This is a genomic window from Labrys neptuniae (assembly GCF_040797145.1).
Taxonomy (GTDB): domain Bacteria; phylum Pseudomonadota; class Alphaproteobacteria; order Rhizobiales; family Labraceae; genus Labrys; species Labrys neptuniae.
Map to the genome: position 1 here is coordinate 151,033 of NZ_JBFNQD010000011.1, position 21,041 is coordinate 172,073.

General features: G+C 61.5%; 23 protein-coding genes. 10 read left to right on the top strand and 13 right to left on the bottom strand.

The features are described from left to right. Nucleotides 1-4 precede the first annotated feature (4 nt). Nucleotides 5-319, bottom strand: a complete 315-nt coding sequence (locus tag ABXS05_RS25960) for a plasmid stabilization protein (RefSeq protein ID WP_367625853.1) — start codon at nucleotides 317-319, stop codon at nucleotides 5-7. 171 nt (nucleotides 320-490) lie between these two features. On the opposite strand from ABXS05_RS25960, the gene ABXS05_RS25965 reads away from it, so the two are divergent. Next, a complete protein-coding gene (locus ABXS05_RS25965; protein ID WP_367625854.1) occupies nucleotides 491-1,054 on the top strand; it encodes a type 1 glutamine amidotransferase domain-containing protein in 564 nt (187 codons plus the stop codon). On the opposite strand, the gene ABXS05_RS25970 is transcribed toward ABXS05_RS25965, so the two are convergent. Together ABXS05_RS25970 and ABXS05_RS25975 are read right to left on the bottom strand one after the other, a co-directional pair. Then, entirely contained in the window at nucleotides 1,055-2,056 is a 1,002-nt protein-coding gene (locus tag ABXS05_RS25970) for a DNA topoisomerase IB (RefSeq protein ID WP_367625855.1), read from the bottom strand. Nucleotides 2,057-2,465: 409 nt separating this feature from the next. Further along, nucleotides 2,466-2,621: a DUF3309 family protein gene (locus ABXS05_RS25975; RefSeq protein ID WP_367625856.1), complete on the bottom strand. Its 156-nt coding sequence runs from the start codon at nucleotides 2,619-2,621 to the stop codon at nucleotides 2,466-2,468. A gap of 242 nt (nucleotides 2,622-2,863) precedes the next feature. Here ABXS05_RS25975 and ABXS05_RS25980 point away from each other — a divergent pair, with 242 nt between their 5' ends. Together ABXS05_RS25980 and ABXS05_RS25985 are read left to right on the top strand one after the other, a co-directional pair. After that, nucleotides 2,864-3,139 (top strand): hypothetical protein, encoded by a 276-nt coding sequence (locus ABXS05_RS25980; protein ID WP_367625857.1) that lies wholly within the window; start codon nucleotides 2,864-2,866, stop codon nucleotides 3,137-3,139. A 63-nt stretch (nucleotides 3,140-3,202) separates the two neighbouring features. Next, the gene (locus tag ABXS05_RS25985; RefSeq protein ID WP_311939491.1) at nucleotides 3,203-3,409 is read left to right on the top strand and encodes a CsbD family protein; all 207 of its coding nucleotides are present in this window, start codon (nucleotides 3,203-3,205) and stop codon (nucleotides 3,407-3,409) included. An 89-nt stretch (nucleotides 3,410-3,498) separates the two neighbouring features. On the opposite strand, the gene ABXS05_RS25990 is transcribed toward ABXS05_RS25985, so the two are convergent. Together ABXS05_RS25990 and ABXS05_RS25995 are read right to left on the bottom strand one after the other, a co-directional pair. Beyond that, complete coding sequence (locus ABXS05_RS25990; RefSeq protein ID WP_367625858.1) at nucleotides 3,499-3,705, bottom strand: hypothetical protein; 207 nt, start codon at nucleotides 3,703-3,705, stop codon at nucleotides 3,499-3,501. 40 nt (nucleotides 3,706-3,745) lie between these two features. Then, complete coding sequence (locus tag ABXS05_RS25995; RefSeq protein ID WP_367625859.1) at nucleotides 3,746-4,642, bottom strand: DUF72 domain-containing protein; 897 nt, start codon at nucleotides 4,640-4,642, stop codon at nucleotides 3,746-3,748. Nucleotides 4,643-4,841: 199 nt separating this feature from the next. Between ABXS05_RS25995 and ABXS05_RS26000 the strand changes: the two genes are divergently transcribed. Continuing rightward, nucleotides 4,842-5,345, top strand: a complete 504-nt coding sequence (locus tag ABXS05_RS26000; protein WP_311939484.1) for a sigma-70 family RNA polymerase sigma factor — start codon at nucleotides 4,842-4,844, stop codon at nucleotides 5,343-5,345. Nucleotides 5,346-5,426: 81 nt separating this feature from the next. On the opposite strand, the gene ABXS05_RS26005 is transcribed toward ABXS05_RS26000, so the two are convergent. Further along, complete coding sequence (locus ABXS05_RS26005; RefSeq protein WP_367625860.1) at nucleotides 5,427-5,672, bottom strand: DUF982 domain-containing protein; 246 nt, start codon at nucleotides 5,670-5,672, stop codon at nucleotides 5,427-5,429. 118 nt (nucleotides 5,673-5,790) lie between these two features. Between ABXS05_RS26005 and ABXS05_RS26010 the strand changes: the two genes are divergently transcribed. From ABXS05_RS26010 to ligD, 3 genes are all read left to right on the top strand, one after another. Further along, nucleotides 5,791-5,982 (top strand): hypothetical protein, encoded by a 192-nt coding sequence (locus ABXS05_RS26010; RefSeq protein ID WP_311939479.1) that lies wholly within the window; start codon nucleotides 5,791-5,793, stop codon nucleotides 5,980-5,982. Nucleotides 5,983-6,139: 157 nt separating this feature from the next. After that, a complete protein-coding gene (gene ku / locus ABXS05_RS26015; protein ID WP_367625861.1) occupies nucleotides 6,140-7,024 on the top strand; it encodes a non-homologous end joining protein Ku in 885 nt (294 codons plus the stop codon). A gap of 1 nt (nucleotide 7,025) precedes the next feature. Next, the gene (gene ligD, locus ABXS05_RS26020; protein ID WP_367625862.1) at nucleotides 7,026-9,563 is read left to right on the top strand and encodes a DNA ligase D; all 2,538 of its coding nucleotides are present in this window, start codon (nucleotides 7,026-7,028) and stop codon (nucleotides 9,561-9,563) included. Between the two features lie 26 nt (nucleotides 9,564-9,589). Here ligD and ku (ABXS05_RS26025) read toward each other — a convergent pair whose 3' ends face one another. Then, the gene (gene ku, locus ABXS05_RS26025; protein ID WP_367625863.1) at nucleotides 9,590-10,381 is read right to left on the bottom strand and encodes a non-homologous end joining protein Ku; all 792 of its coding nucleotides are present in this window, start codon (nucleotides 10,379-10,381) and stop codon (nucleotides 9,590-9,592) included. Nucleotides 10,382-10,462: 81 nt separating this feature from the next. Beyond that, complete coding sequence (locus ABXS05_RS26030) at nucleotides 10,463-10,834, bottom strand: avidin/streptavidin family protein (RefSeq protein WP_367625864.1); 372 nt, start codon at nucleotides 10,832-10,834, stop codon at nucleotides 10,463-10,465. A 131-nt stretch (nucleotides 10,835-10,965) separates the two neighbouring features. Here ABXS05_RS26030 and ABXS05_RS26035 point away from each other — a divergent pair, with 131 nt between their 5' ends. The 3 genes from ABXS05_RS26035 (at nucleotide 10,966) to ABXS05_RS26045 (ending at nucleotide 15,168) form a co-directional block, all read left to right on the top strand. Continuing rightward, nucleotides 10,966-11,334 carry a DUF2171 domain-containing protein gene (locus ABXS05_RS26035; RefSeq protein WP_367625865.1) on the top strand — a complete coding sequence of 123 codons (369 nt, stop codon included), beginning with the start codon at nucleotides 10,966-10,968 and terminating at the stop codon, nucleotides 11,332-11,334. 267 nt (nucleotides 11,335-11,601) lie between these two features. Continuing rightward, nucleotides 11,602-12,264 (top strand): hypothetical protein, encoded by a 663-nt coding sequence (locus ABXS05_RS26040; RefSeq protein WP_367625866.1) that lies wholly within the window; start codon nucleotides 11,602-11,604, stop codon nucleotides 12,262-12,264. A 618-nt stretch (nucleotides 12,265-12,882) separates the two neighbouring features. Continuing rightward, nucleotides 12,883-15,168 (top strand): hypothetical protein, encoded by a 2,286-nt coding sequence (locus tag ABXS05_RS26045; protein ID WP_367625867.1) that lies wholly within the window; start codon nucleotides 12,883-12,885, stop codon nucleotides 15,166-15,168. 124 nt (nucleotides 15,169-15,292) lie between these two features. Here ABXS05_RS26045 and ABXS05_RS26050 read toward each other — a convergent pair whose 3' ends face one another. From ABXS05_RS26050 to ABXS05_RS26070, 5 genes are all read right to left on the bottom strand, one after another. Beyond that, complete coding sequence (locus ABXS05_RS26050) at nucleotides 15,293-16,021, bottom strand: SDR family oxidoreductase (protein ID WP_068290123.1); 729 nt, start codon at nucleotides 16,019-16,021, stop codon at nucleotides 15,293-15,295. 75 nt (nucleotides 16,022-16,096) lie between these two features. Next, the gene (locus ABXS05_RS26055) at nucleotides 16,097-17,185 is read right to left on the bottom strand and encodes an ABC transporter ATP-binding protein (protein ID WP_367625868.1); all 1,089 of its coding nucleotides are present in this window, start codon (nucleotides 17,183-17,185) and stop codon (nucleotides 16,097-16,099) included. Between the two features lie 3 nt (nucleotides 17,186-17,188). Further along, on the bottom strand, nucleotides 17,189-18,022 hold the full coding sequence (locus tag ABXS05_RS26060) for a carbohydrate ABC transporter permease (RefSeq protein ID WP_367625869.1): 834 nt from the start codon (nucleotides 18,020-18,022) through the stop codon (nucleotides 17,189-17,191). After that, nucleotides 18,022-18,960 carry a carbohydrate ABC transporter permease gene (locus ABXS05_RS26065; protein WP_367625870.1) on the bottom strand — a complete coding sequence of 313 codons (939 nt, stop codon included), beginning with the start codon at nucleotides 18,958-18,960 and terminating at the stop codon, nucleotides 18,022-18,024. The genes ABXS05_RS26060 and ABXS05_RS26065 overlap by 1 nt, the downstream gene beginning before the upstream one ends. Nucleotides 18,961-19,024: 64 nt before the next feature. Beyond that, nucleotides 19,025-20,308 carry an ABC transporter substrate-binding protein gene (locus ABXS05_RS26070; protein ID WP_311939446.1) on the bottom strand — a complete coding sequence of 428 codons (1,284 nt, stop codon included), beginning with the start codon at nucleotides 20,306-20,308 and terminating at the stop codon, nucleotides 19,025-19,027. Nucleotides 20,309-21,041: the final 733 nt, after the last annotated feature.

Consider the following 21,041-nt stretch of genomic DNA (forward strand, 5'->3'; position numbering starts at 1 on the left):
CGCCTCAGGCATTGTGGGCTTCGTGGCGTTTGCGCGTGGCGGCTGCCTTCTTGGCCGAAGCGGAGCGCGCGGCTGCTGGGCGCGAGGCGGAAGCCTTACCACCGAGCTTGCCGCCCTTGTGGGATGCCGGATGGCTCGTGGATTTGCCACGTCCGGAACCGCCGCTTTTCTTGCCGCCGCCATCGTCCTTGTTGACGGTGGCCCAGGCGCGCCTTTCGGCCTCTTTCTCGGATACGCCACGTGCCTCATAGCCTTCGGCGATATGATCGGCCTTGCGTTCCTGCTTGTCGGTGTATTTCGACTTGTCTCCACGGGGCATGACGGGCCTCCTTTGTGCTGGCCTTCCTAACCGGCACGGCCGCCCCAGGTTCCCGCGCCTCCTCGGCGTGACGGCCGCCATGGCGGCTTGCCGTCGATGCGAGGGAAGGAGGAACCGGTACCGGCATCGGGGGTTCGAAGAGCATGACAAGCCCGCCGACAGGAGGTTTCCATGCCCGATATCAGGCACGCCAGGATACTCATGATCGCCACGCACGGCTTCGAACAATCGGAACTGATCGAACCGCGCAATCAGCTGCGCAGCATCGGGGCCGAGGTCGACCTTGCTACGCCCGACGGCCTGCCCATCCGTGGGTGGAACAGGACCGACTGGGGGGAAACGATCGAAGCGGATCTCAAGATAGGAGAGGCCCGGCCGGATGACTATGATGCTCTCGTCCTGCCCGGCGGCGTGATGAACCCGGACAAGCTCAGGACGGATGATGCGACCATCGAGACCGTCCGCAATTTCATCGACACCGGCAAGGTCGTCGGCGCCATTTGCCATGCCCCCTGGCTTCTGGTCCAGGCCGATGCCATTCGGGGACGCGACGTGACGTCCTATCAATCCATCCGAAGGGATGTCGAAAATGCCGGCGGCCAATGGATCGATCGGGCCGTCGTCGCCGACAACGGCATCGTCACAAGTCGGGGACCGCAGGACATTCCGGCCTTCGTAGCGAAGATCGTCGAGGAAATCCGAGAAGGCCCGCACAAGCGGGCGCGGGGGATCTGATCAGACCGTCTGCTCCTTCGCTGCCAGAAGACCCAGCGCCGCCTCGGCGCGGCGGCGATGGCTGCTCGAGCGGGCCTTCATGAAGGCTGTGTGCAGCCGGCCCGTCTTGAAGGAGTCGATGATCAGCGCCGGCACATAGCTCTTGCGGACGACGGCCGGCGTGTTGACGAGGTGATACGAAACCTGCCGCATGACGGCAGCAATCTGGCGTTTCCGGCCGGCCATGCTGCGGGCCGGAGTCAGGGCGGCCAGTTCCTGGACGGCCCATTTGCTGGCGCCCAGCAGGCGCAGATCCTTAGCCGTGACGTCGATGCCGGAAATGCTGCGCAGATAGGCATTGATGTCGTCAGCCTCGATCGCATGGCGGGCGCCTTCCGCATCCACGAACTGGAACAGCCTGGGACCGGACAGGGTGCGCAAGCGGGCGAGAGCACGGGCGAGGGCGGCATCCTCCGCCCTGCGACGGATGGGCTTGCCGCCCTTGCCGCGGAAACGCAGTTCCACCCGGCTTGCCGTGATGGTGACGTGCCGCTTGAGCAGGGTGGCGGCGCCATGGCTGCCATTGTCCCGCGCATAGGCTGCGCCGCCGACCCGGATATGCGTGCTGTCGATCAGGGCGACGGCACAGGCGATCGCCTTGTTCCGGTCCAGCTTCGGGGAGGCAAGGTCACGGCGGATGGCGGCCCGGATCCTGGGAAGCGTCCGCACGAGCTTCATCATGTTCAGGGTTTTGCGGTTTTCTCGCCTGCGTTCCCATTCGGGATGATAGCGATATTGCAGCCGGCCGGCTTCGTCCCGGCCGATCGCCTGGATATGGGCCCGTTCGTCCGATGCAATGCGCACCTGCGCATAGGCCGGCGGAATGGCCAGGGCGCGAAACCGTGCCAGGGCTGCTTTGTCGGTGATGCGATGACCCGCCGCGTCGACATATGAAAATCCGCGCCCGCAACGGCGCCGGCGCAGATCGAGTTGGTCGGGCGAGACGATCTTCAATCGTGGCATGGGTTCCTCCCCGCAGCAGGGCAACGGCAGAAAAACAAACGGGTTCCGAAGGTTGGGAACGGATCAAACCACCTGCCGCGCCGGGAACCCCTGCGGGCATCGAAGGTTCGGAGAGGAACGTCGCGCCATGGCGCGGCTCAGATCGTAAGGCCCGGAGGAGCGATTCCATGAGGTCCAAACAGGACGGAACCGGCATGGCCCCCTATGCAGCCGAATCCCGGCGTGAAATCCGCACCCTTGGCCCCGGCGGACGGGGAAATGCCGAGGGGTTGGCGGATTCCATCCGGCGTGGCGTCACGCCGGCGCGGGCGGCCGAGGCTGCCGACAGATCGGCTTCCAGACCGGGGGATGCAGAAGAAGGCGGCATGAGACGCAAGCGGGCGCCGCCCTCTTCCCGCCCTCGATAGCTTCATAATCGGCCGAGCAGGACGAGCAGAAGCACAATGACGACGACAAGGCCGAGGCCGCCGCTGGGCCAATATCCCCAGCCGGCGGAATAAGGCCAGGTTGGCAGCGCGCCAAGCAAAGCAAGTATAAGTATAACGAGGAGAATTGTGTATAGCATGGAAATCTCCTTTCTATTGGTGTCATGTAACTCGTGTGTACCGAAATCGGTTCCATGAATTTGTTGGTTACTGATATCTTTCTGAATTTTTGATCGAAAATATTGGAGAATCTCGGCCGCTTCTGGTGAGGGTTGGCGAATGCCGGCAACTGACAGCTGGCAAGGCTTGCCCTAGGTCGATCTTGCCCTAGGTCGATATCGGCTCAGCTCAGCCAGTGATTTTCCTATTTGAGGAGGATGTCATGTCCGGTCTTCGTCTTCTGGCGTCGCTTGCAGCTGCGTTCACCATCGCCAAGTTGCTGGACGAAAATCGCCGCTTGCGGGCGGAACCGGGGGCCCGCATTGCTCGGGAACTGACCCTAGATGAGAAAGCCAGGCGCGGATTGGGTGGGGAGCGCCATGCCGGAACCGAGGCGATGCGCTATCCTCCCCGGCATTGGGATGAGGTTGATGAGGCGGCGGATGAATCCTTTCCCGCCAGCGACCCTCCAGCCTTCAATGCCCGCAGCACGACATAGCCGGGCGACAGAACATTTCGGCTCCTGGAGAGTTTGGGGGCCGTCTCGAAACAGGAGGACGACATGGACTGGAACCGCGTGGAAGGAAACTGGAAGCAGCTCAAGGGGCAGGTGAAGGAGCAGTGGGGCAAGCTTACCGACGATGATCTGGATGTCATCGCCGGTCGGCGCGAGCAGCTCGAAGGCAAGCTCCAGGAGCGTTATGGGCTCACCAAGGACAGGGTTCGCTCAGAGATCGACTCCTGGTACGCCAGCCAGAAGTGGCAGTAGAACCATCGCCCCGGCTCACCTTCATGTGAGCCGGGGCGTTCCATGTCCCGGGGCGGGGGGGAAGGCCGGCGCCATGCGTAGAGAACGCATCAATCCACGACAAAGACGAAGCGCGTCCGCCCCCGTCGATCCCGACACCACCAATAGCCGCGCAGCGTATCGTAGCCATGCTCGCCTTCGAAAGCCTCGATTTCCCTGCTGGCACGTCCGCGGGCTTCCTGAAGCGTTGCATAGCTTTTTTCATGCACGATCCGTTCGTTCGAGCCGGGGCCCAGTTGTACGATATGAAATGTCATGACCTGTTCCTTTCGGGTGGACACGGCCTGGCTGGAGGCCTCAAGCCGCGGAAGTGAGGCGCCTGACCGGCTGCCCCAGCCGCTCCATCAAGCCCTGGGCGTCATGGGGTGCCTGCAACTTGTCGGTATTGTCGAAGAAGACGAAGACATCGCGCCGTCTTGATATGTCCCTGGCCGGCCCGATGAACCGGCTTTCGACTGGCTTCCTGCCCTGGGCCCATGCCTTGGCCCGCTTTGCCCAGAGATCGATCGCCTTGGCGCCGTAGGCACTGCGATAGAGTTCCTTCGATCCGTGCAGCCGGCAATAGGTGAAGTCCGACGTAGCGTCCATGACGAGCGGCCAATCAACACTGTCGGCGCAGACCAGCGCCACGTCGGCCTCGCGCAACAGGGCGATGAAATCGCCGACGAGGAAGCTTTGATGCCTGATTTCGAGAGCGTGCCGCATCGGCTGTTCGCCGGCGGTCTTCAGCCAGGGTTCGGTGCGAAGTTTGTCGTCATGCTGCCTGGCGATACGCAAGGCAGAGGTGGTGTTCCGGGGTAGCCGTCTCAGGAAGTCAGCGAGCAGATCCGCATCGAACCGGAAATTGGGCGGCAATTGCCACAGGATCGGCCCCAGCTTGTGCCCCAGCCGCAAGACCCCGGACGCGAAGAAGTTGGCGAGCGGCGCCGAACTATCGCGCAGTCGCTTGACATGGGTGATGAAGCGGGGACCCTTGACGGCGAAGGTGAAATCCTCGGGGGTCTGGTCGAACCATTGCCCGAAGGTTGCCGGGCTCTGCAGACGATAGAAGGTACTGTTGACCTCGATCGTCCGGAACATGGTGCTGGCGTAGGCAAGTTCGTCTCTGTGCGGCAGTCCTTCCGGATAGAAGTCGCCGCGCCAGGGCGGGTAGACCCAGCCCGATATGCCGATGCGAATATCTGCGTGACGCATGCAGCCTCCATTGATGGACACAGCTGGTGTCGACCAAACCTGCATTGGCCCATGCTGTTCCAGACTGCCGACGAAGAGGGGAGATTCATCACGAAGTTCGACCCGGCGACGGAACAACCACCGTTATCTTCGCGTTGATCCAGGACATCCCATCATTTCAGCCGTCAAACGAAGGGGATTTCCTTTGCAGGATAATCACGTGACCGAGAATGCTGAGCGGGCCGACATCGTAAAGCTGATCCCAGCCTTGCGGGCCTTTGCGCGCACCTTCTGTCAGGAACCCGCCGATGCCGACGATCTGGTCCAGGAAACACTTCTCAAGGCTCTTGCCAATATCGACCAGTTCGAACCGGGTACCCGTTTGAAGTCCTGGCTCTTCACGATCATGCGCAACAGCTATTGCACGAAGGCCAAGAAGCGGAGCCGCGAAGTGCTGCGTGGTGACGACACGCTGTTCGACAGTGCGGCGGTGCCGGGCGAACAGGAATGGAATGTCAGGATCGGCGAGGTCGGCCGGGCGTTCCAGAGCCTGCCCGACAAATACAAGGAGATCATCGCCCTGATCGTGGTTCTGGGGGAATCCTACGAAAGCGCGGCCGGGATCTGCGGCTGTGCCGTAGGCACGGTCAAGAGCAGGCTCAACCGGGCGAGGGCCCGCCTGAGCTGTGAAATGGGCGAGGATGACTACAGGCAGGCGAGCTAGCGGCGCCTGCCACGATATTGCTTGCCGAGCGGGGGCGCTGTTCCTGACGAGAGGCGAGGAGGCCGCGAATGAGGCCTCCCCTCAAGGCACGACGTCGATTTCGGCTTCCTTGCAAGCCTCGAGGAAGGCGGCCCTTGCATCGTCGGGGCCTCCGATGCCTGCCAGAACATCCAGGCAGGTACGCTGTGCTTCGATGAACTTCGGCCCGATATCGGCAGGCCAGTCGTTCTGCAGATAGTAGGAGGCCTCTTCAGTCGACGTCAGGATTCTGACCGCTCCTCCCTCGGTTCCAAACTGAACCGGGCGGCTCCAGGGCTGGGTGTCCATATCATATCTCCTGCTCAACAACCCGAGCGGGATCGGATGGTTCCGGCATGGCCGGAACAGGAACGTATCGCCAGGAAAGAAGTTGGGAGCGCAGGGAGATCGAAAGAAGGAGGCTGACATGACCCCCACGGTCGAAAAGGACAATGTCCAGCCGGCACCGCCCGATGGGCGGGAAACGCAGAACATCACGACCGATACCGTCCGGCAGGGGCCTGCGGGATGGCGGGTTCTCTACGTCCTGATCCTGGGAATGGGCGGTGCGGCACTGGCCTGTTTCGTTGCCTACATGATCTGGACATATGTCCGATAGGCAGGTCCCTTGGCTTGTCGCAGGGGTTGCCTTTGGCGATGATGCCGACATCGATGGCCTGCCGGAACAATAGCGCCGACGCCCGGTTTGAGAAACGGTCGCGGGCACCGGCTCAGAGCTTCTCGCGACGTTCAGCGTCGAGCCCGGAGGCGGATCCATGGCACCACGAGCGAATTGGAAGGGGTTCTTGAAAATCGCCGAGGTCACGTGTCCGGTTGCGCTCTATACGGCCGCATCGGCTTCCGATCGCATCGTGTTCCACACGCTCAACCGTGCAACCGGCCATCGCGTCCATCGCATCTTCATCGATGGCGAGACCGGCAAGACCGTGCCCCGGGAGGAACAGGTCAAGGGCTATGAGACCGCGCCTGGGGACTATGTCGTGCTGGAGCCCGAGGAAGTCGCCTCGGCCGTCCCGGAAAGCGACAAGACGCTCGCCGTCGAGGCCTTCATCCGATGCCGGGAGATCGATGATGTCTATTTCGACAATCCCTATTATCTTGCGCCCGCCAATAGCGAGGCTGCGGAAGTCTATGCCGTGATCCACGACGGCATGAGGGACAGCCAGGTCGCGGCGCTGGCCCGAACCGTGTTGTTTCGGCGGGTTCGGACGGTGTTGATCCGGGCGCAGGGACCAGGCCTGACCGCGACCACGCTCAATTTCGACTATGAGGTGCGTGCGGCCGAAGAGGTCTTCGACGAGGTGCCGGACCTCGCCATCAAAGGCGAGATGCTGGATCTGGCCGAGCATATCATCCGAACCAAGTCCGGCCGGTTCGATCCATCGAAATTCGAGGATCGCTATGAAGAGGCTCTCGCCGACCTGGTCAAGGCCAAGATCGAGGGAAAACCGGTTCCGATCCGCAAGGAGCCCGTGCGCGAGAAGGTGGTCGATCTGATGGCCGTGTTGCGGGAGAGCGCCGGGCTGGCTGGAGGTAAAGCGGCGCAGCGCTCCTCGCCGCCGGCCAAGGCTGTACGCAAGACAGCCGCGCGCAAGACGCGTGCGGGCAAGATCCGTACCGCCCGGCGCAAGGCGAGCTGACATGAGTGCACTCGAACCCTATCACCAGAAACGCGATTTCAAGGTCACGCCCGAGCCGAAGGGGCGCGCCGGACGTAGGCGCGGCAACAGCTTCGTGATCCAGAAGCACGATGCCAGGCGGCTGCATTATGATTTCCGGCTCGAAATGGACGGCGTGCTCAAGAGCTGGGCGGTAACCCGGGGTCCCAGCCTTGACCCCGGCGAAAAGCGCCTTGCCGTGCATGTCGAGGACCATCCGCTCGACTATGGAGATTTCGAGGGAACCATCCCCAAGGGGGAATATGGCGGCGGCACGGTGATCGTCTGGGATCGCGGGACCTGGCAGCCGATCGGGGATGCGCATCGGGGCTATGACAAGGGGCATCTCGAATTCGAGCTGAAGGGCGAGAAACTTGCCGGCCGCTGGCATCTGATCCGCATGCGCGGCAGGCCGCGCGAAAAGCGCGAGAACTGGCTGTTGATCAAGGGCGATGACGAGGCCGCTCGCCCGCCGGACGCTCCCGACATCCTCGAGGAGCGGCCGGAATCGGTAAAGACGGGCCGCCAGGTTGCAGAGGTCGCTGGCGAAGAGCCGGGCTGGTCGTCGAGGACCGGCAGGATCGCGCCCAAACGCAGGCGAGCTCAGCCATTGGAGGAGCGACAGGAGCCTGGCGCCGTCTCCGATCCAGCTTCGATCAAGGGTGCCAGGAAGGCGCCGATGCCGGATTTCGTCGAGCCGACGCTCGCGACGCTGGTCGCCAAGGCGCCGGCAGGTTCCGATTGGATCCACGAGATCAAATTCGATGGCTACCGCCTCCAGGCGCGCATCGAGGCAAAGCGAGTGAAGCTGCTGACCCGCAGCGGGCTCGATTGGACCGAAAGGTTCGGCGAGCCGGTACGGGCGGCGTTGCAGGCCTTGCCGGCAAGCTCGGCACTCCTCGACGGCGAGCTGGTGGTCGAGGCGGGTACGGGCGCTTCGGATTTTTCCACCCTTCAGGCGGATCTGAGCGAAGGCCGTTCCGACCGCTTTGTCTATTACGGCTTCGATCTCCTCTATCTCGACGGCTATGATCTCAGGGCCCTGCCGCTCGTCTGGCGCAAGGCGCTCCTGCAGCAATTGCTGGCTCAGTCCGCAAAGGAACTCCGCTTTTCCGATCATTTCGAGGAAAGCGGTGCCATGGTCCTGCGCCATGCCTGCCGGCTGAGCCTCGAAGGCGTCGTCTCCAAGCTTCGCTCCGCCCCCTACCAGTCTGGGCGAGGTCGGAGCTGGGTGAAGTCCAAATGCTCGGCGCGCCAGGAATTCGTGGTCGGCGGCTACGTGCCGTCCACCACGTCCCGAACGGCCATCGGATCGCTCGTCCTTGGCGTCTATCAGGACGACGAGCTGGAGCCGGTCGGCCGCGTCGGCACCGGTTTCACCCGTTCGGTTGCCGAAGACCTGTTCCGGCGGCTGGAGGGCATGCGTATCAAGCAAAGCCCGTTCGGCCGGCCGCTCACGGCCGAGGAAGGCCGGCAGGTACGCTTCACGCGTCCGGACTTGGTGGCCGAGGTGGAATTCCGGGCCTGGACGGCTGATCGTCATCTGCGCCATGCTGCCTTTCGCGGTCTTCGTGAGGACAAGCCGGCGAGGGAGGTCGTCAGGGAGACCAGAAAAAAGGCAGGAACCATGGCTGCAGCACCGCGCCGTACCGTGAAGCTCACCCATCCGGACCGGCTCTATTGGCCCCAGCAAGGCGTGACCAAGGAAGGACTTGCCGATTATTACGCCGAGGTGTGGCGCGTCATGGCGCCCTTCGTCGTCGGCCGGCCGCTTGCCTTGCTGCGCTGCCCCGATGGCATCGAAGGGCCGCGCTTCTTCCAGAAGCATGCCTGGAAGGGGGTGAACGAACATATCCTTCAAGTGAGCGATCCCAAGGACCGGAATGGCGAGCCCCTGATCGCAATCGAAGATCTCGATGGCCTGGTCGGCCTGGTCCAGGCGGCCGTCCTGGAGATCCACCCCTGGGGATCGACGCTCGCCGACTGGGAGCGACCCGACATGATCACCATGGATCTCGATCCGGGTGATGATGTCGCCTGGAGCGAGGTGATCGCGGCGGCCGAACAGGTGAAGGAACGCCTGAAACAAGCCGGGCTTGCCGCCTTCGTGAAGACATCGGGCGGTAAGGGGCTGCATGTGGTCGCTCCCCTGAAGCCGAAAGCCGGCTGGCCGAAGGTCAAGGCCTTTGCCAAGGTCCTTGCCGACGCCATGGCCGCCGACAGTCCGGATCGTTTCGTCTCGACCATCACTAAGGCCAAACGCCATGGCAAGATCCTGATCGATTATCTGCGCAACCAGCGTGGCTCCACGGCGGTTGCGCCCTATTCGACGCGGGCGCGGCCCGGTGCCGCCGTCTCCATGCCGATTGCCTGGGAGGAACTGGCGCCGGCGATAGGCCCTGCCTATTTCACGGTGACGAACACGCCGACTCGGCTATCGGCACTTGCTGCCGATCCCTGGGCGCGTTTCCGCGAGGCGGCCGTGCCACTCGAGGCCCGCGCGGCGCGCAAGGCTGCCTGAGCAGGCGAGCGCCGTACCTGCTGGAATCAGCGCCGCGCCTCGCGCGCCAGGCTCTTGCGCAGGGCATCCATGATACTGACGACCTTGCCGGGCTGCTCGCTCTTGCGCGGGGCCGCCGACCGACGCCGTCCTTTCTTCTTGGCGGCGATAATCTCGAGAAGGCGCTCCTGCACCGGGTCGCGAACCATGTCCCGGTTCCAGTGTTTGGTACGCCCGTCGATCAGTTTTTGCATGAGCTGCATCGTGGGGCGATCAGGGCTGAGATCGCCGAGATCACCGAAATAGGCGCGGGGGTCACGGACCTCGTCGCCGAAACGCAGGGTCCATACGACAATGCCCTTGCCGCGGGGCTCCAGCATCACCGCGCGTTCGCGCCGATACATCACCAGGCGGGCGATGCCGACCGTCTTCGTGGTGGTCATGGCGTCGCGAATGACCGCGAAAGCCTCCTCGCCGACGGGATCGTCGGGCGTGAGATAATGCGGCTTGTCGAGCCAGATCCATTCGATGTCGTCATGCGGGGTGAACAGATCGATGTCGATGGTGCGGGTGCTCTCCAGGGCGACGGCTTCGATCTCGTCCTCCTCGAGCATGACATAATCGTCCTCGCCGCGCTGATAGCCCTTGATCTCGTCCTCCTCGTCGACGCGCTTGCCGGTGACCGCATCGACATATTGGCTGACGATGCGATTGCCGGTTGCCCGGTTGAGCGTATGGAAACGGACCTTCTCGCTTTCCGAGGTCGCCGGTGTCAGCGCCACAGGGCAGGTGACCAGCGAGAGCTTGAGGTAACCTTTCCAGAACGGACGAGAAGCCATGGGGTTTTCTCCTGGAGGCGGGCACTTTCATGCCAGGGCGCCTTTTTTTGCACTCTGTCGCGACCGGTCTTCACCTCGGGTTCATCCGGCCTCCCGAACGAAGGTGTCGGCATTCGTCGTCACCGCATGCGGCCAGGGGCGCTCGGTGATGCGGGCGTCCGGATCGAGCCGGCCGGCGGAGATGACGTGCCAGACCGTGTGGAGGCGGTCGTCCCGCAACAATCCGCTATAGGAACACAAAAGGTCCCCGCCAGCGGTCGACGCCGTAAAGGCAAAGCTGATGCACTGTCCCAGATGAATGCCGCAGACCGCGATTTCGGTGCCGTAGAAACCGCTATCGAGGAGTGCCGTCTTGAAAGTACCGATGATCCGGCCTTCTGCATCTTCGGTCACGGTGAGGATCGAGCCATACTGATTTTTCCATTTGCCTATCCAGCCCATGCCATCCTCCATATTGGCCCTTCCGCCGCTGCCGGCGCAGTCCCGCGGGGAGAGGGGGAGTCGTGGCGGCGGGATGGCGTGCGTTCGGGACGCATGCGAAAAACCTCTTCTGAAGGAGAACGAGCCTGGACAAGGATTGTTTCATGCTGCGGCCCGGCAGCCGGCGGAAGCCAGTTGGTCTGGGTTTCGACGGGCCAGTCGATGTCGCCTCTGCGCGATGCTCGAGGAACTTCGCATCTGCCTGGTGGTTAGGTGCTCGTTTTCAACGCGAGCGGCACCCCATGATGGATATCCGAGAAAATATGGAAGTCGTCGATGCCAATGACCAACATGTCGGTATCGTCGAAAAAGTGGAAGGCACCCGGATCAAGTTGAGCAGCCATGACATGCTGGATCCCCGGAAGCCCTTTCTCGACATGTCTCAAGTCTCCACCGTCGAGGGCAACAAGGTGAAGTTGCGGCAGAAAGTATCGGCTGTTTCGACGCGAGCTTTCCTGTCTTCCGAAGGATAGGCGCTCCAAGCACCGATGACATCGAGTGAAGCCCTTTTGCTTTCAGCGAGCCATGGGAAGTCGCTAGGACTTCCCATGGCATTTCAGTGCCCCTGCCGGGGCATGATGATGCGGTTTCTCCTCGTCGCGGCGGAGATGTTCTCAATTCTTCGTCTGCGACGTATCATTCGGGGGTGAATCAGGTGCGGTGCTTGGACTTGAAACCGCCCTGGCGGAAACATAGGAGCCGGTTGATGCCGAGCATGCGAATGTCACAGGGCGCTTGACATGGGCATGACGCCTCGCCCGCGAACCACTGGCTTGCGGCAATTCCTCGAGCTTGAGCAGCAGCGCGAATGGATAAAGGGCAAGATCGATTTACCGGACATAGCCGATCGCTCGGAGTCCCTGGAGCATCGGTTCAAATATGCCGCTCGATTTGCAAAGCTGCTTTGCCGTCCCCAGGCAAAGGAAGTGCTGGAGATTCTAAAGCTATACGGCCCAAACTGTATTCCGATCCTGCGCCAGACCGAGCGTTACTACTGGTCGGTTTCCTGTCTGCCGTCGACCTCCGATAAACCGCTGATACGCGTCAATGCGAGCTGGATGGAGCTTTTTACACTCTATGCCCAGGGTGAGGATGTCCGCGCCAGGTTCATCGTGTATCTTTCGGATTTCACCAAAGATCGTTCCGCCACGCCGAGCCAGGTCGACGAGCCCTTTCTCGAGCAAAGCGTCGCGGCGCCGGAGGACGTCAGTTATTTCTTCCCGCGCGGTGCGGACATGTTCGGCATCAATGTGCGCGGCTCCGTCTCGGTACGCCAGTTCCTCGCGAACGGCCGCATCTTGCGTGCCATTCGGACCTTCAACCTGACGCATATGAACCGAGGTCGGAACGCCTACCAGGCGAGCCATTGCTACAGCGTGGCGGACTACATGCTGGCAGATTGAGAGGCTGTCAAAGGCGTGCCGGCCCGGCGAACGCCGCAACGCCGCATTTCGAGAAGTCGAGGTGACAACGAAAGCATGTTTACGCTTGACCATCTTGCCTGAACGGTGATGGCCGGTTTGCACCCTCATGTCGGTCGGGACGATCGGAATAGCTGTCATCCTGACAGCAGACATATCAGAACATGGGTCGATGAGCGGGGGAAGTGTCTGCAGACCTGGCTCCGCTTCTTGGATGTGTCGGGCATCGGTATCGAGCTTGCCGTCCCTGTCCTTGCCTATGGGATCTTGCGGAAAAATCTGGGGTACGATCCCAGTTTTCGCGTCATTTCACCGATTGAAGAACTTATTATCTTTAGTAATTTGCAACGGTAAATCTGAATTTCGATGCAATCATACCCCTTTGGGTAATAGTCATCTGAAGATTTATTGGGGATGTTGTTGTTCATCCACCGCGACGCAGCGTGTGGAATTTGTCAGCGGTCGGCACAACCATGCCCGGTCCTGACCTTCCAATAATCAGTCGACAGCCGCCGGGGGCATTGAGGTGACTCCGTTGGACGGTGCGGTGCGGCAAATTTTCGCCCACTCAACCTCCCTCCCGGCCATAAGGAGCAAGAAATGGGCTACGTTCCTGTGACAGTCGGCGACCAGGTCGAGGTCTCCGGCGGCAATATTCCGGTCGGGACCACCCTGACCGCAGGTCAATGGGTCATCAGCACAGCCAATACCTATCTGCTGACCATGCAGACGGACGGCAATCTCGTGCTGTACCAGGTGATCGGCACACCTCCCGAGAGTGGCGGGAGCTTTACCGGCTTCGCGCTGTGGTGGACCGGCACCGATGCCAATGGCGGCAAGACCTTTTCCGTCCAGACGGACGGCAACCTGGTCGTCTATGACGGCAACGGGTCCCCCGTCTGGTCTTCCGGCACGGTCGGCCAGCCGGCGGCCAATTTGACCGTGCAGAATGACGGCAACCTGGTGCTCTACTCCGCCCAGCTCGCGGTGCTATGGGCAACCTATACGAATGACAGCCAGGTCTGGCCCAAGTCGAACTGGAGCTACATCCAGTACAGCCTGTCCGAGCAAGGGCAGGCGCCCCTGGTCCTCACCGCAGGCAGCGGCGGCCTGACGCTCACCCCGCCGCAGACGGCAGCGCCTTCGCAGATGTGGCAGCTCACCCCGGACGGCCGCTTGCTCAGCGGCCTGCTGGGAGGCCAGGTGCTGACCTTGCAGACAGCCGGCGACGGCACGGCCAGCCTGGCCCTCGCCATCCAGACCATGCCCCCGGCGGGTGCGCAGATCTGGGTCCTCAGCAGCGCGCTGGAGGCCGTGGCCATCACCGCCTTGGATGCGGCTCTGGCCCTCGGTGTCGCCAGCGACGGCATCTCCGTGCAACCGCAATCGCTCACCGGTGCGCAGGCGCAGCAATGGTTCGTGATGCCGGCCAATCCACTACAGGCGATCATCGCGCTGCCCCCGGCAAACCCGTCCTTTCCGGTTTTCACGACGGAGCAGCAACAAGTCTATGCCGAGATCAACCAGCGGCTGAACCTCGCGCCTTCGACCTTGCGCGAGCAGTACACCAATTTGAATGCTGCCATCGGCAGCTATCAAACCAGCGTACTCGGGATGAAATTCGACTCCTTCCAGCCTGACGTCTGGAAGCCCGTCGTCGAGCAGCTCAATCGTGAGATGACCGCCGTCATTGTCGTGCACAACCTGTTCAACAATTATAGCACCTTCCACAACGCCCTCTTCGCGGACCAGAGCGACCTGCTGTCCGAACTCATTGCCCTGGCCGGTTTCGAGACAGGGGACGATCAGACCACGGGGGTCTGGGGCGTCATCATCAACATCCTCTCCTCGATCGTGTACACCGTACTTTCGGCGGACCCGGCGACCGCGGTGGCGGCCAATATCATCCAAAGCGCGGTGAATGTTGCCGTGGCCGCGAGCGATGTCAGTACGCAAAGCATTACCGCAAGTCCGTTCCAGGTCACTGCCGCCCAACTTGCGGGCCAGCTCAGCGATTCCCTTGAGGCCCTTCTGACGACCGTCGGGGATATGGCAACGACGATCCTCACCGATTGGACCAAGCTCCAGGCGGCAGCCAAATTGGGCATATCGTTTGCCCCCAATGGGCTGGCGTGGCCGCCTCTCACCACCGCGGAACTCGTCAAGCAGGCCAAGCCGAGCTACGTCGCCTCGGTGATGCAGATGCTGTTGCAGGCCAAATTCCGCATCTATCAATACTCAACCAGCAATGGGAGCGGATCGGGCTTTGCCGGCCAATATGGCGATGCTCCGAGCTACGGCAAATACGCATCGTCCCAGCCCGATGGAAGCAGTGTTTGCTATTGGATTGCCGACGCGAACGACTATGGCACCTATCCGTCCAGCCAGGCCATGGATGTCATCTGGGGCGCAGGCGTTCCGCAAAATGACTTCTTCGCCGGCAATAATGGCTGGGGGCTACCTAAGGCCGTCTATGAACCGGCCGGTGCTCCTCCTTTCGACATTCTGGCGGTCGCGATCACCAATCTCACGCCCAACATGCTGACGATCGTGGCGGACTGCACGGAAGGCTCGCTGCTCTCGCCGGCCAACACCGTACTGGCGCCTTACAGTACCGTGTTGCTGCTGGGACAGTGCCTTAGCAATATCAAGGGGCAGGCGATCACCTTCACGCTCTATGACCCGTCCGCCGGCCCGACCGCAGACGATCTGATCGCCCAGTTTTCGACGCATCAGCATCCTGGCGGGATCGTTGTCGGCGACGTCTGGGCCGATGGCCAGATCGAGGCTGGCAACTACACCCTGACCTCGCCGGTCTGCTACACGGGTTCCATCGGCCAGGGTTATTCCGGTTCCGTGCAGATTGCGGTGGCCCGGACCTGCTGACGGCACCATCCGGCAGAGCCGGTGGTGGAATTCGATGAGTGCGGGGGCAGTGTCACGTTGGCAAGACTTTGACGTGGCAACAGCGTGGCTGGCCCTCGCGCTCATTTGTACGATCTCTTCCAGCCTATCTGCAGGTGTAGCCGCCGTCGATGGGAAGCGAGACGCCGGTGATCATCGATGCCGCATCGCTCAGCAGGAACACGATGGGGGCGGCAATCTCATCCTCCGTCGCCCAACGCCCCAGCGGCATGTTCTTCAGGAAGGGCTCGGCGACGTGGGGCTGGCTCCAATGTCCCGATGATATCGGCGTCATGACCACGGTCGGGTTCACGCTGTTGACGCGAATATTGTATTTGCCGAGCTCGAGCGCCGAGACACGTGTGATGTTGTCGAGCGCTGCTTTGGATGAGCCATAGGAGATGTGACCGTCGAGAGCCACCAGGGCCGCCTGGCTGGAAACGTTGACGATCGCGCCGCCTTTGCCGAGCCGAACCATCGACTGGGTGGCATATTTGGTGACGATCAGGGCCCCACGGGCGTTGATGCTGATCACCTTGTCGAAAATAGCGATATCGGTGTCCATCGGGGTGGCGATCTCCCCGCCGAAGCCGCCGCAATTCACGACGCCCCACAGGTCGAGCCCTTCCAGCGCGTTTCGGATCTCCTCTTCGGATGCAAGATCGAACGCCAGGGTGCGGCAGCCTGTTTCCTCCGCGATGGCGTCCAGCGCACTTTGCGATCGTCCGCTCGCGATGACCTTGGCATTGGCCTTGACGAGATGGCGTACAGTGGCGCCTCCGATGCCACCGCTGCCGCCCGTGACCAGAATGGTGCGCCCGTTGAAGTCGGTCATTTGTCGTCTCCTTTGCAAGTCTTTGTGGTGTCCGAGGTGTCTGCGCGGTGTCATAGGCAGCCCGAAGCCGGTTCGTCAGTTCGCCTGCGAAACGCGCAGGCCTTCCGCGTTGAACAAATGGCAGGCCTGCCTGGGGAAGGACAAAGCAACCTGATCCCCCGCCCGGGCGCGGCGGCCGGCACTGTCGCGGATCACCAGGGATTCGTCGTTGCAGCGCAGATGAATGAAGGTGTCGCTGCCCAACATCTCGACCATGTGGGCCTGGCCGACGTAATCGGCAGGCCCCCCGTCGAGGGAATAGGTCACATGCTCCGGCCTGATGCCCAAGGTTACCTGGTCTCCGGGCTTCAAGCCCGTGGCCGGGGAGACGCGCACATGGCCCCCGATTTCCAACCCAATGGATATGTGTCCGCCGTCGAGGGTTTCGACCCTGCCTTTCAGCAGGTTCATGGCAGGTGAGCCGATGAAACCGGCGACGAAGAGATTGGCTGGCTTCTCATAGAGCTCCAGCGGTGGGCCCACCTGTTCGATGCGGCCGGCATTCATCACCACGATGCGGTCGGCCAAAGTCATGGCCTCGACCTGGTCATGGGTGACGTAGATCATGGTGGATGCGAGTTCGGCCTTGAGCCGGGCGATCTCGAGCCGCATGCCGACACGCAACGCCGCATCGAGGTTCGACAGAGGCTCGTCCAGGAGGAAGAGCTTGGGCTTGCGCGTAATTGCGCGCCCTATCGCCACGCGCTGGCGTTGGCCGCCCGAGAGCTCCCGTGGCCTGCGGCGAAGATAGGTGGACAGGCGCAGTTTATCCGCCACCGTCGCGACCCGGTCCGAGATCTCGCTGCGCGGCGTGCGGGCGATTTCCAACCCGAAGCCGATGTTCCGGCTGACATCCATGTGCGGGTAGAGCGCATAGGACTGGAAGACCATCGCCACGCCGCGCTCCGTCGGCTCGGCCGCACTCATGTCGGCGCCGTCGATGAGGATCCGGCCCGAGGAGATCGGCTCGAGCCCGGCGATGATCCGCAACAGGGTTGATTTCCCGCAACCCGAGGGCCCGACCAGCACGCAGAACTCCCCATCGGGTATGGTTAGCGAAAGTTCCGGTATGACCGAGTAGTTTCCGAACCGCTTGGTGATGTTGTCGATCGATAGCGTGGCCATGCCTCAGCCTTTCACCGCGCCAGCCAGCAGACCTCGGACAAAGGCTCGCTGTACCAGCACGTAGAGGAAGATCAGGGGGAGCGCGATCAAGGTGAGGATCGCGAACAAGGCGCCCGGATTGGCCATGTAGAGGCCGGAATACTGCATCGGAACGATGGTGAGCGTTTTCATCTCGGCCTTGGTCAGGACGATCAGGGCCAGGAAGAATTCGTTCCAGGTCACGATGAATTGCCAGATGGTCACGAAGACCAGGGCCGGGCGCACCAGTGGCAGGGCCACGTGCCAATAGGTCTGCCAGGGGGTGCACCCGTCGACGCGCGCCGCTTCGAAGAGTTCCTGCGGCGAGTCCTCCATGAAGGCCTTGAGGATCACCATGGCAAAGGGCACGCCAAGCGCGGCATAGGGCATGATCAGGCCGATATAGGTGTTGATCCAGCCGAAATTCTTCAAAAGGATTGCAAGGGGCAGAACCAGCGAGGCGAGGGGCACCATCAGCGTGGTCAAAAGGGCAGTATAGATGAAGATAGTCCCTCTCAGGCGCAGTACCGCGCAGGCGAACGCAAAAAGCGAAGAGATCGCCACCACGATCGCCACGGTCGCAACCGTGACGATGAGGCTGTTCAGGAAGATCCTGCTGAGAGGATTGTCCCGGATCACCGTCACGAAATTGTCGAAGGTGACGGGCCAGGTGACGAGAGAGGGGTCGAAGGCCTGGGCAGGCGTCCGCAGCCCGATCGAGAGCATGTAGATCTGTGGAACCATCCAGAGCGCCAGTACGATGAACAGTACGAGGTGGATGACAAACGAGCGGACCTGGTTGCGCGTGAGGCTGTTCATCATCCCTCCTTCTGCGCAGGCGTGAGGCGGGCGCCGAGGAGGACGATCTGGATCAGGGAAAGCACCAGAGCGAGCAGCAGGACGATAACCGAGAGCGCCGCTCCGCCTCCGCTGTCGTTGAGGACGAAGCTCTGCTTGAAGATGTAGGTGCCGAAGACTTCGCTGGCGTGGTTGGGCCCGCCGCCGGTCATCAGATGGACGATCGGGAAGGTTTGCAGCGTACCGATGATGCCGAGCAACAACAGCGACTTGGTCGCCGGCGCGAGCATCGGTATCACGACATTCACGGCCAGGCGCCAGCCGCTGGCGCCGTCGATACGGGCCGCATCGAGGATTTCGCTCGGCATGTTCGCAATGCCGGCGATGTACATCAGCATCGAAAACCCGGTCCACTGCCAGATATTCACGATGATGAGGGCATAGATCGCGGTCTTGGCATCGCCGATGGGCGAGGTCGACATCACGATCCCGACATGCTTCAGATATTCCTGGGCGATGCCATAGTAAGGCGCATAGATCTGGACCCAGACGAGGCTGACGACGGAAACCGACGTCACCACGGGCAGGAAGAACATCGTGCGGAAAAAGCCGCGCAATCGATTTGTATGGCGTTCGATGAAATAGGCGAGCAGGCCGCCGATCAGCATCTGCACCGGGATGGTGATCACGGCCCAGAGCGTCATGTTGCGGACGACCACCCAGAATGTCGGGTCGCGCAGGACGCCGATGTAGTTCGCCGACAGGCTCAGCGAAGGCACGCCAGCCGCATCCTTGGTATAGAAACTCTGGCCCAGAACCCAGAGGATCGGATAGGCGATGAAGACGACGAACAACGCCACTGCCGGGATCACGAAGCCGTAGCGACCCAGAGCCTTCCTCGAGGAGGAAGATTTCGTCGTCGCGATCGCATGTCCAGCCATCCCGGTTCCTACTGCCATGTCTTCTTCTCCGGGAAGGACCGGGTGCACCGCACCCGGTCCTCTGGGCTTCTCACGTGCCGGGTTACTTGCCGAGCGCCTTGTCCGTCGCAGCCTGCACGGAGGCCAATGCCGCCTCCGGCTGCACGCTGCCATCCGCAACGCCAGCGAGCGCATTGTCCAACGCCTCGGCGACGGCGGGCGAAGCGAAACGCTGGTTCTCGGCCTTTGGCAGATCGGCCATAAACCGAGCCGACATCTGCTTGACGTGATCGGTGATGTCGCCCTTGGGTTCGTGCCCCTCGAAAGCCGGCAGGTCGTTGAGGTCGTTCAACGCCTGCTGCAGGCCGACGCCATTGGTCAGCTCGGAGAGGAAGGTCCAGGCCTCGGGATTCTTCGCGCCGTTCTTTGTCAGGCCATAGCCGATGTCGATGCCGCCGATCGGCGGGCTTGCGGAGCCGCCATCCTTGACAGGCGGGAGATAGAAATAGTCGAAGCCATCCATGTTCTGGACATATTCGGAAAGCGGCGGCGGAAACTTGCTTTCCTGCATCCACCACGAACCCAGTGCCATCATGCCGACGCGACCCTGCGCGAATAGCTGGGCACCGGTGGGATAGGCATGCGCCCCCAGGGCGCCCTGCTGGAAGATGCCGTCATCGAACAAGCCCTTCCAGGCCTTCATCGCAGAGACCAGTTCCGGTGCCGACCAGGGGGCCTGGCCGGCCTGGGCCTTGTCGACGATCCCTGGCGAGAATTGGTTGGCAAGCATCAGAAAGACGTTCTCGTTCTGCCAACCATCGGCAGCCCCCTGGAACATCGGGATGTAGCCGCCATCGGTGAGAGCCTTCGAAGCTGCCTTCAGATCGGCATAGGTCTTGGGCACAGCGATCTTCAGCTTTTCAAAGAGCTTTCTGTTGTACCAAACGCAAAGAACCTGTGATTCCTGAGGGACAATATAGGTATTGCTGTCTCCCGCCGGATTGCCCATCTGCATCTGCTTGCGATTGACGGCGAAGACCTTGTCCTTCCAGTCCTTGCCCCACGTCTTTGCCGCGAGCTCGTCGACCGGGGCAAGATTGTCGCGATATTGCTGGGTCAGGGAACCCGGCTGCAGGCCAATGACGTCAGGCAGGCTGTTGGAGGCAGCCGCCGCCTTGAGCGCCGTTATGTATTCCGGCGAGTAATTATAGTAGGTATAGGTTACCTTGACGCCCGGATGCGCCTTCTCGAAGGCGTCGATGGACTTTTGCATGGTGCTCTGGATGAACCAGGACCACACCGTGACTTCCTTTTGTTGCGCAAACGCCGACACGGTCGACAAGGCAAGCACAAGCATGCTTGTGCCAAGAAATGCTCTGCGTCGCATAACGTCTCCTCCTCCTGGATATTTTTATATTTATGGTGCGCACGCGCTGCGCTGTATTTGCGCGTAAACCTCCCTCGCTATGGTCGCATCAAGACAAGGGAACGAAGGCGTTGCAGTGTCGGTGGCTGGCCGATCCATCGGCGTCGCGGCTCGTAGCGTCGGTCAAGGCCAGTGTCATATGCAGCCGTGCCGACATCACTGCTCTTGTCGCAGTCAGCGCGACGATTTGCCAGTTTCTGATCAAGTCTGGTTGACACCGGATGAACCTCGTTGGAGGGCATAGCTCTGGCTTGCTCGCCATAAAAGCAAAATTCCAAATTCTGTCAATCTCTATCTAATTAGCGCAGAGAGATTGAGTGAGCGTCGCGTTGGAGCTCTTGAGGGCGACCGTATCCTTCAATTTCTTTCAATGGTTTGGAGCAAAATTCGCCGACATTTCCTTCTCTCAGGAGGCAGCTCGGATTTGCGGCGATTTCCGTTCTTGATTGTGTGTTTTGCCCATCTTCGGAAAATTATGATCAAATGGCGATAAAAACACGCAAGGCAGATCAAATGATCCAGATTATTGCGTTTCCACTAAAGACGGCGATATCGTTGGCGGGGGCTCGATTGCTCGGTTGACCGATAATGATAGAAATTGAAGGATCAGGTACGATGACCGGATCCGATCTGATCGCAGATTGCGGGTACGCGATCTGATGGTGGCAGCGGAAAGCCTGCAGGCTTGCGCGCT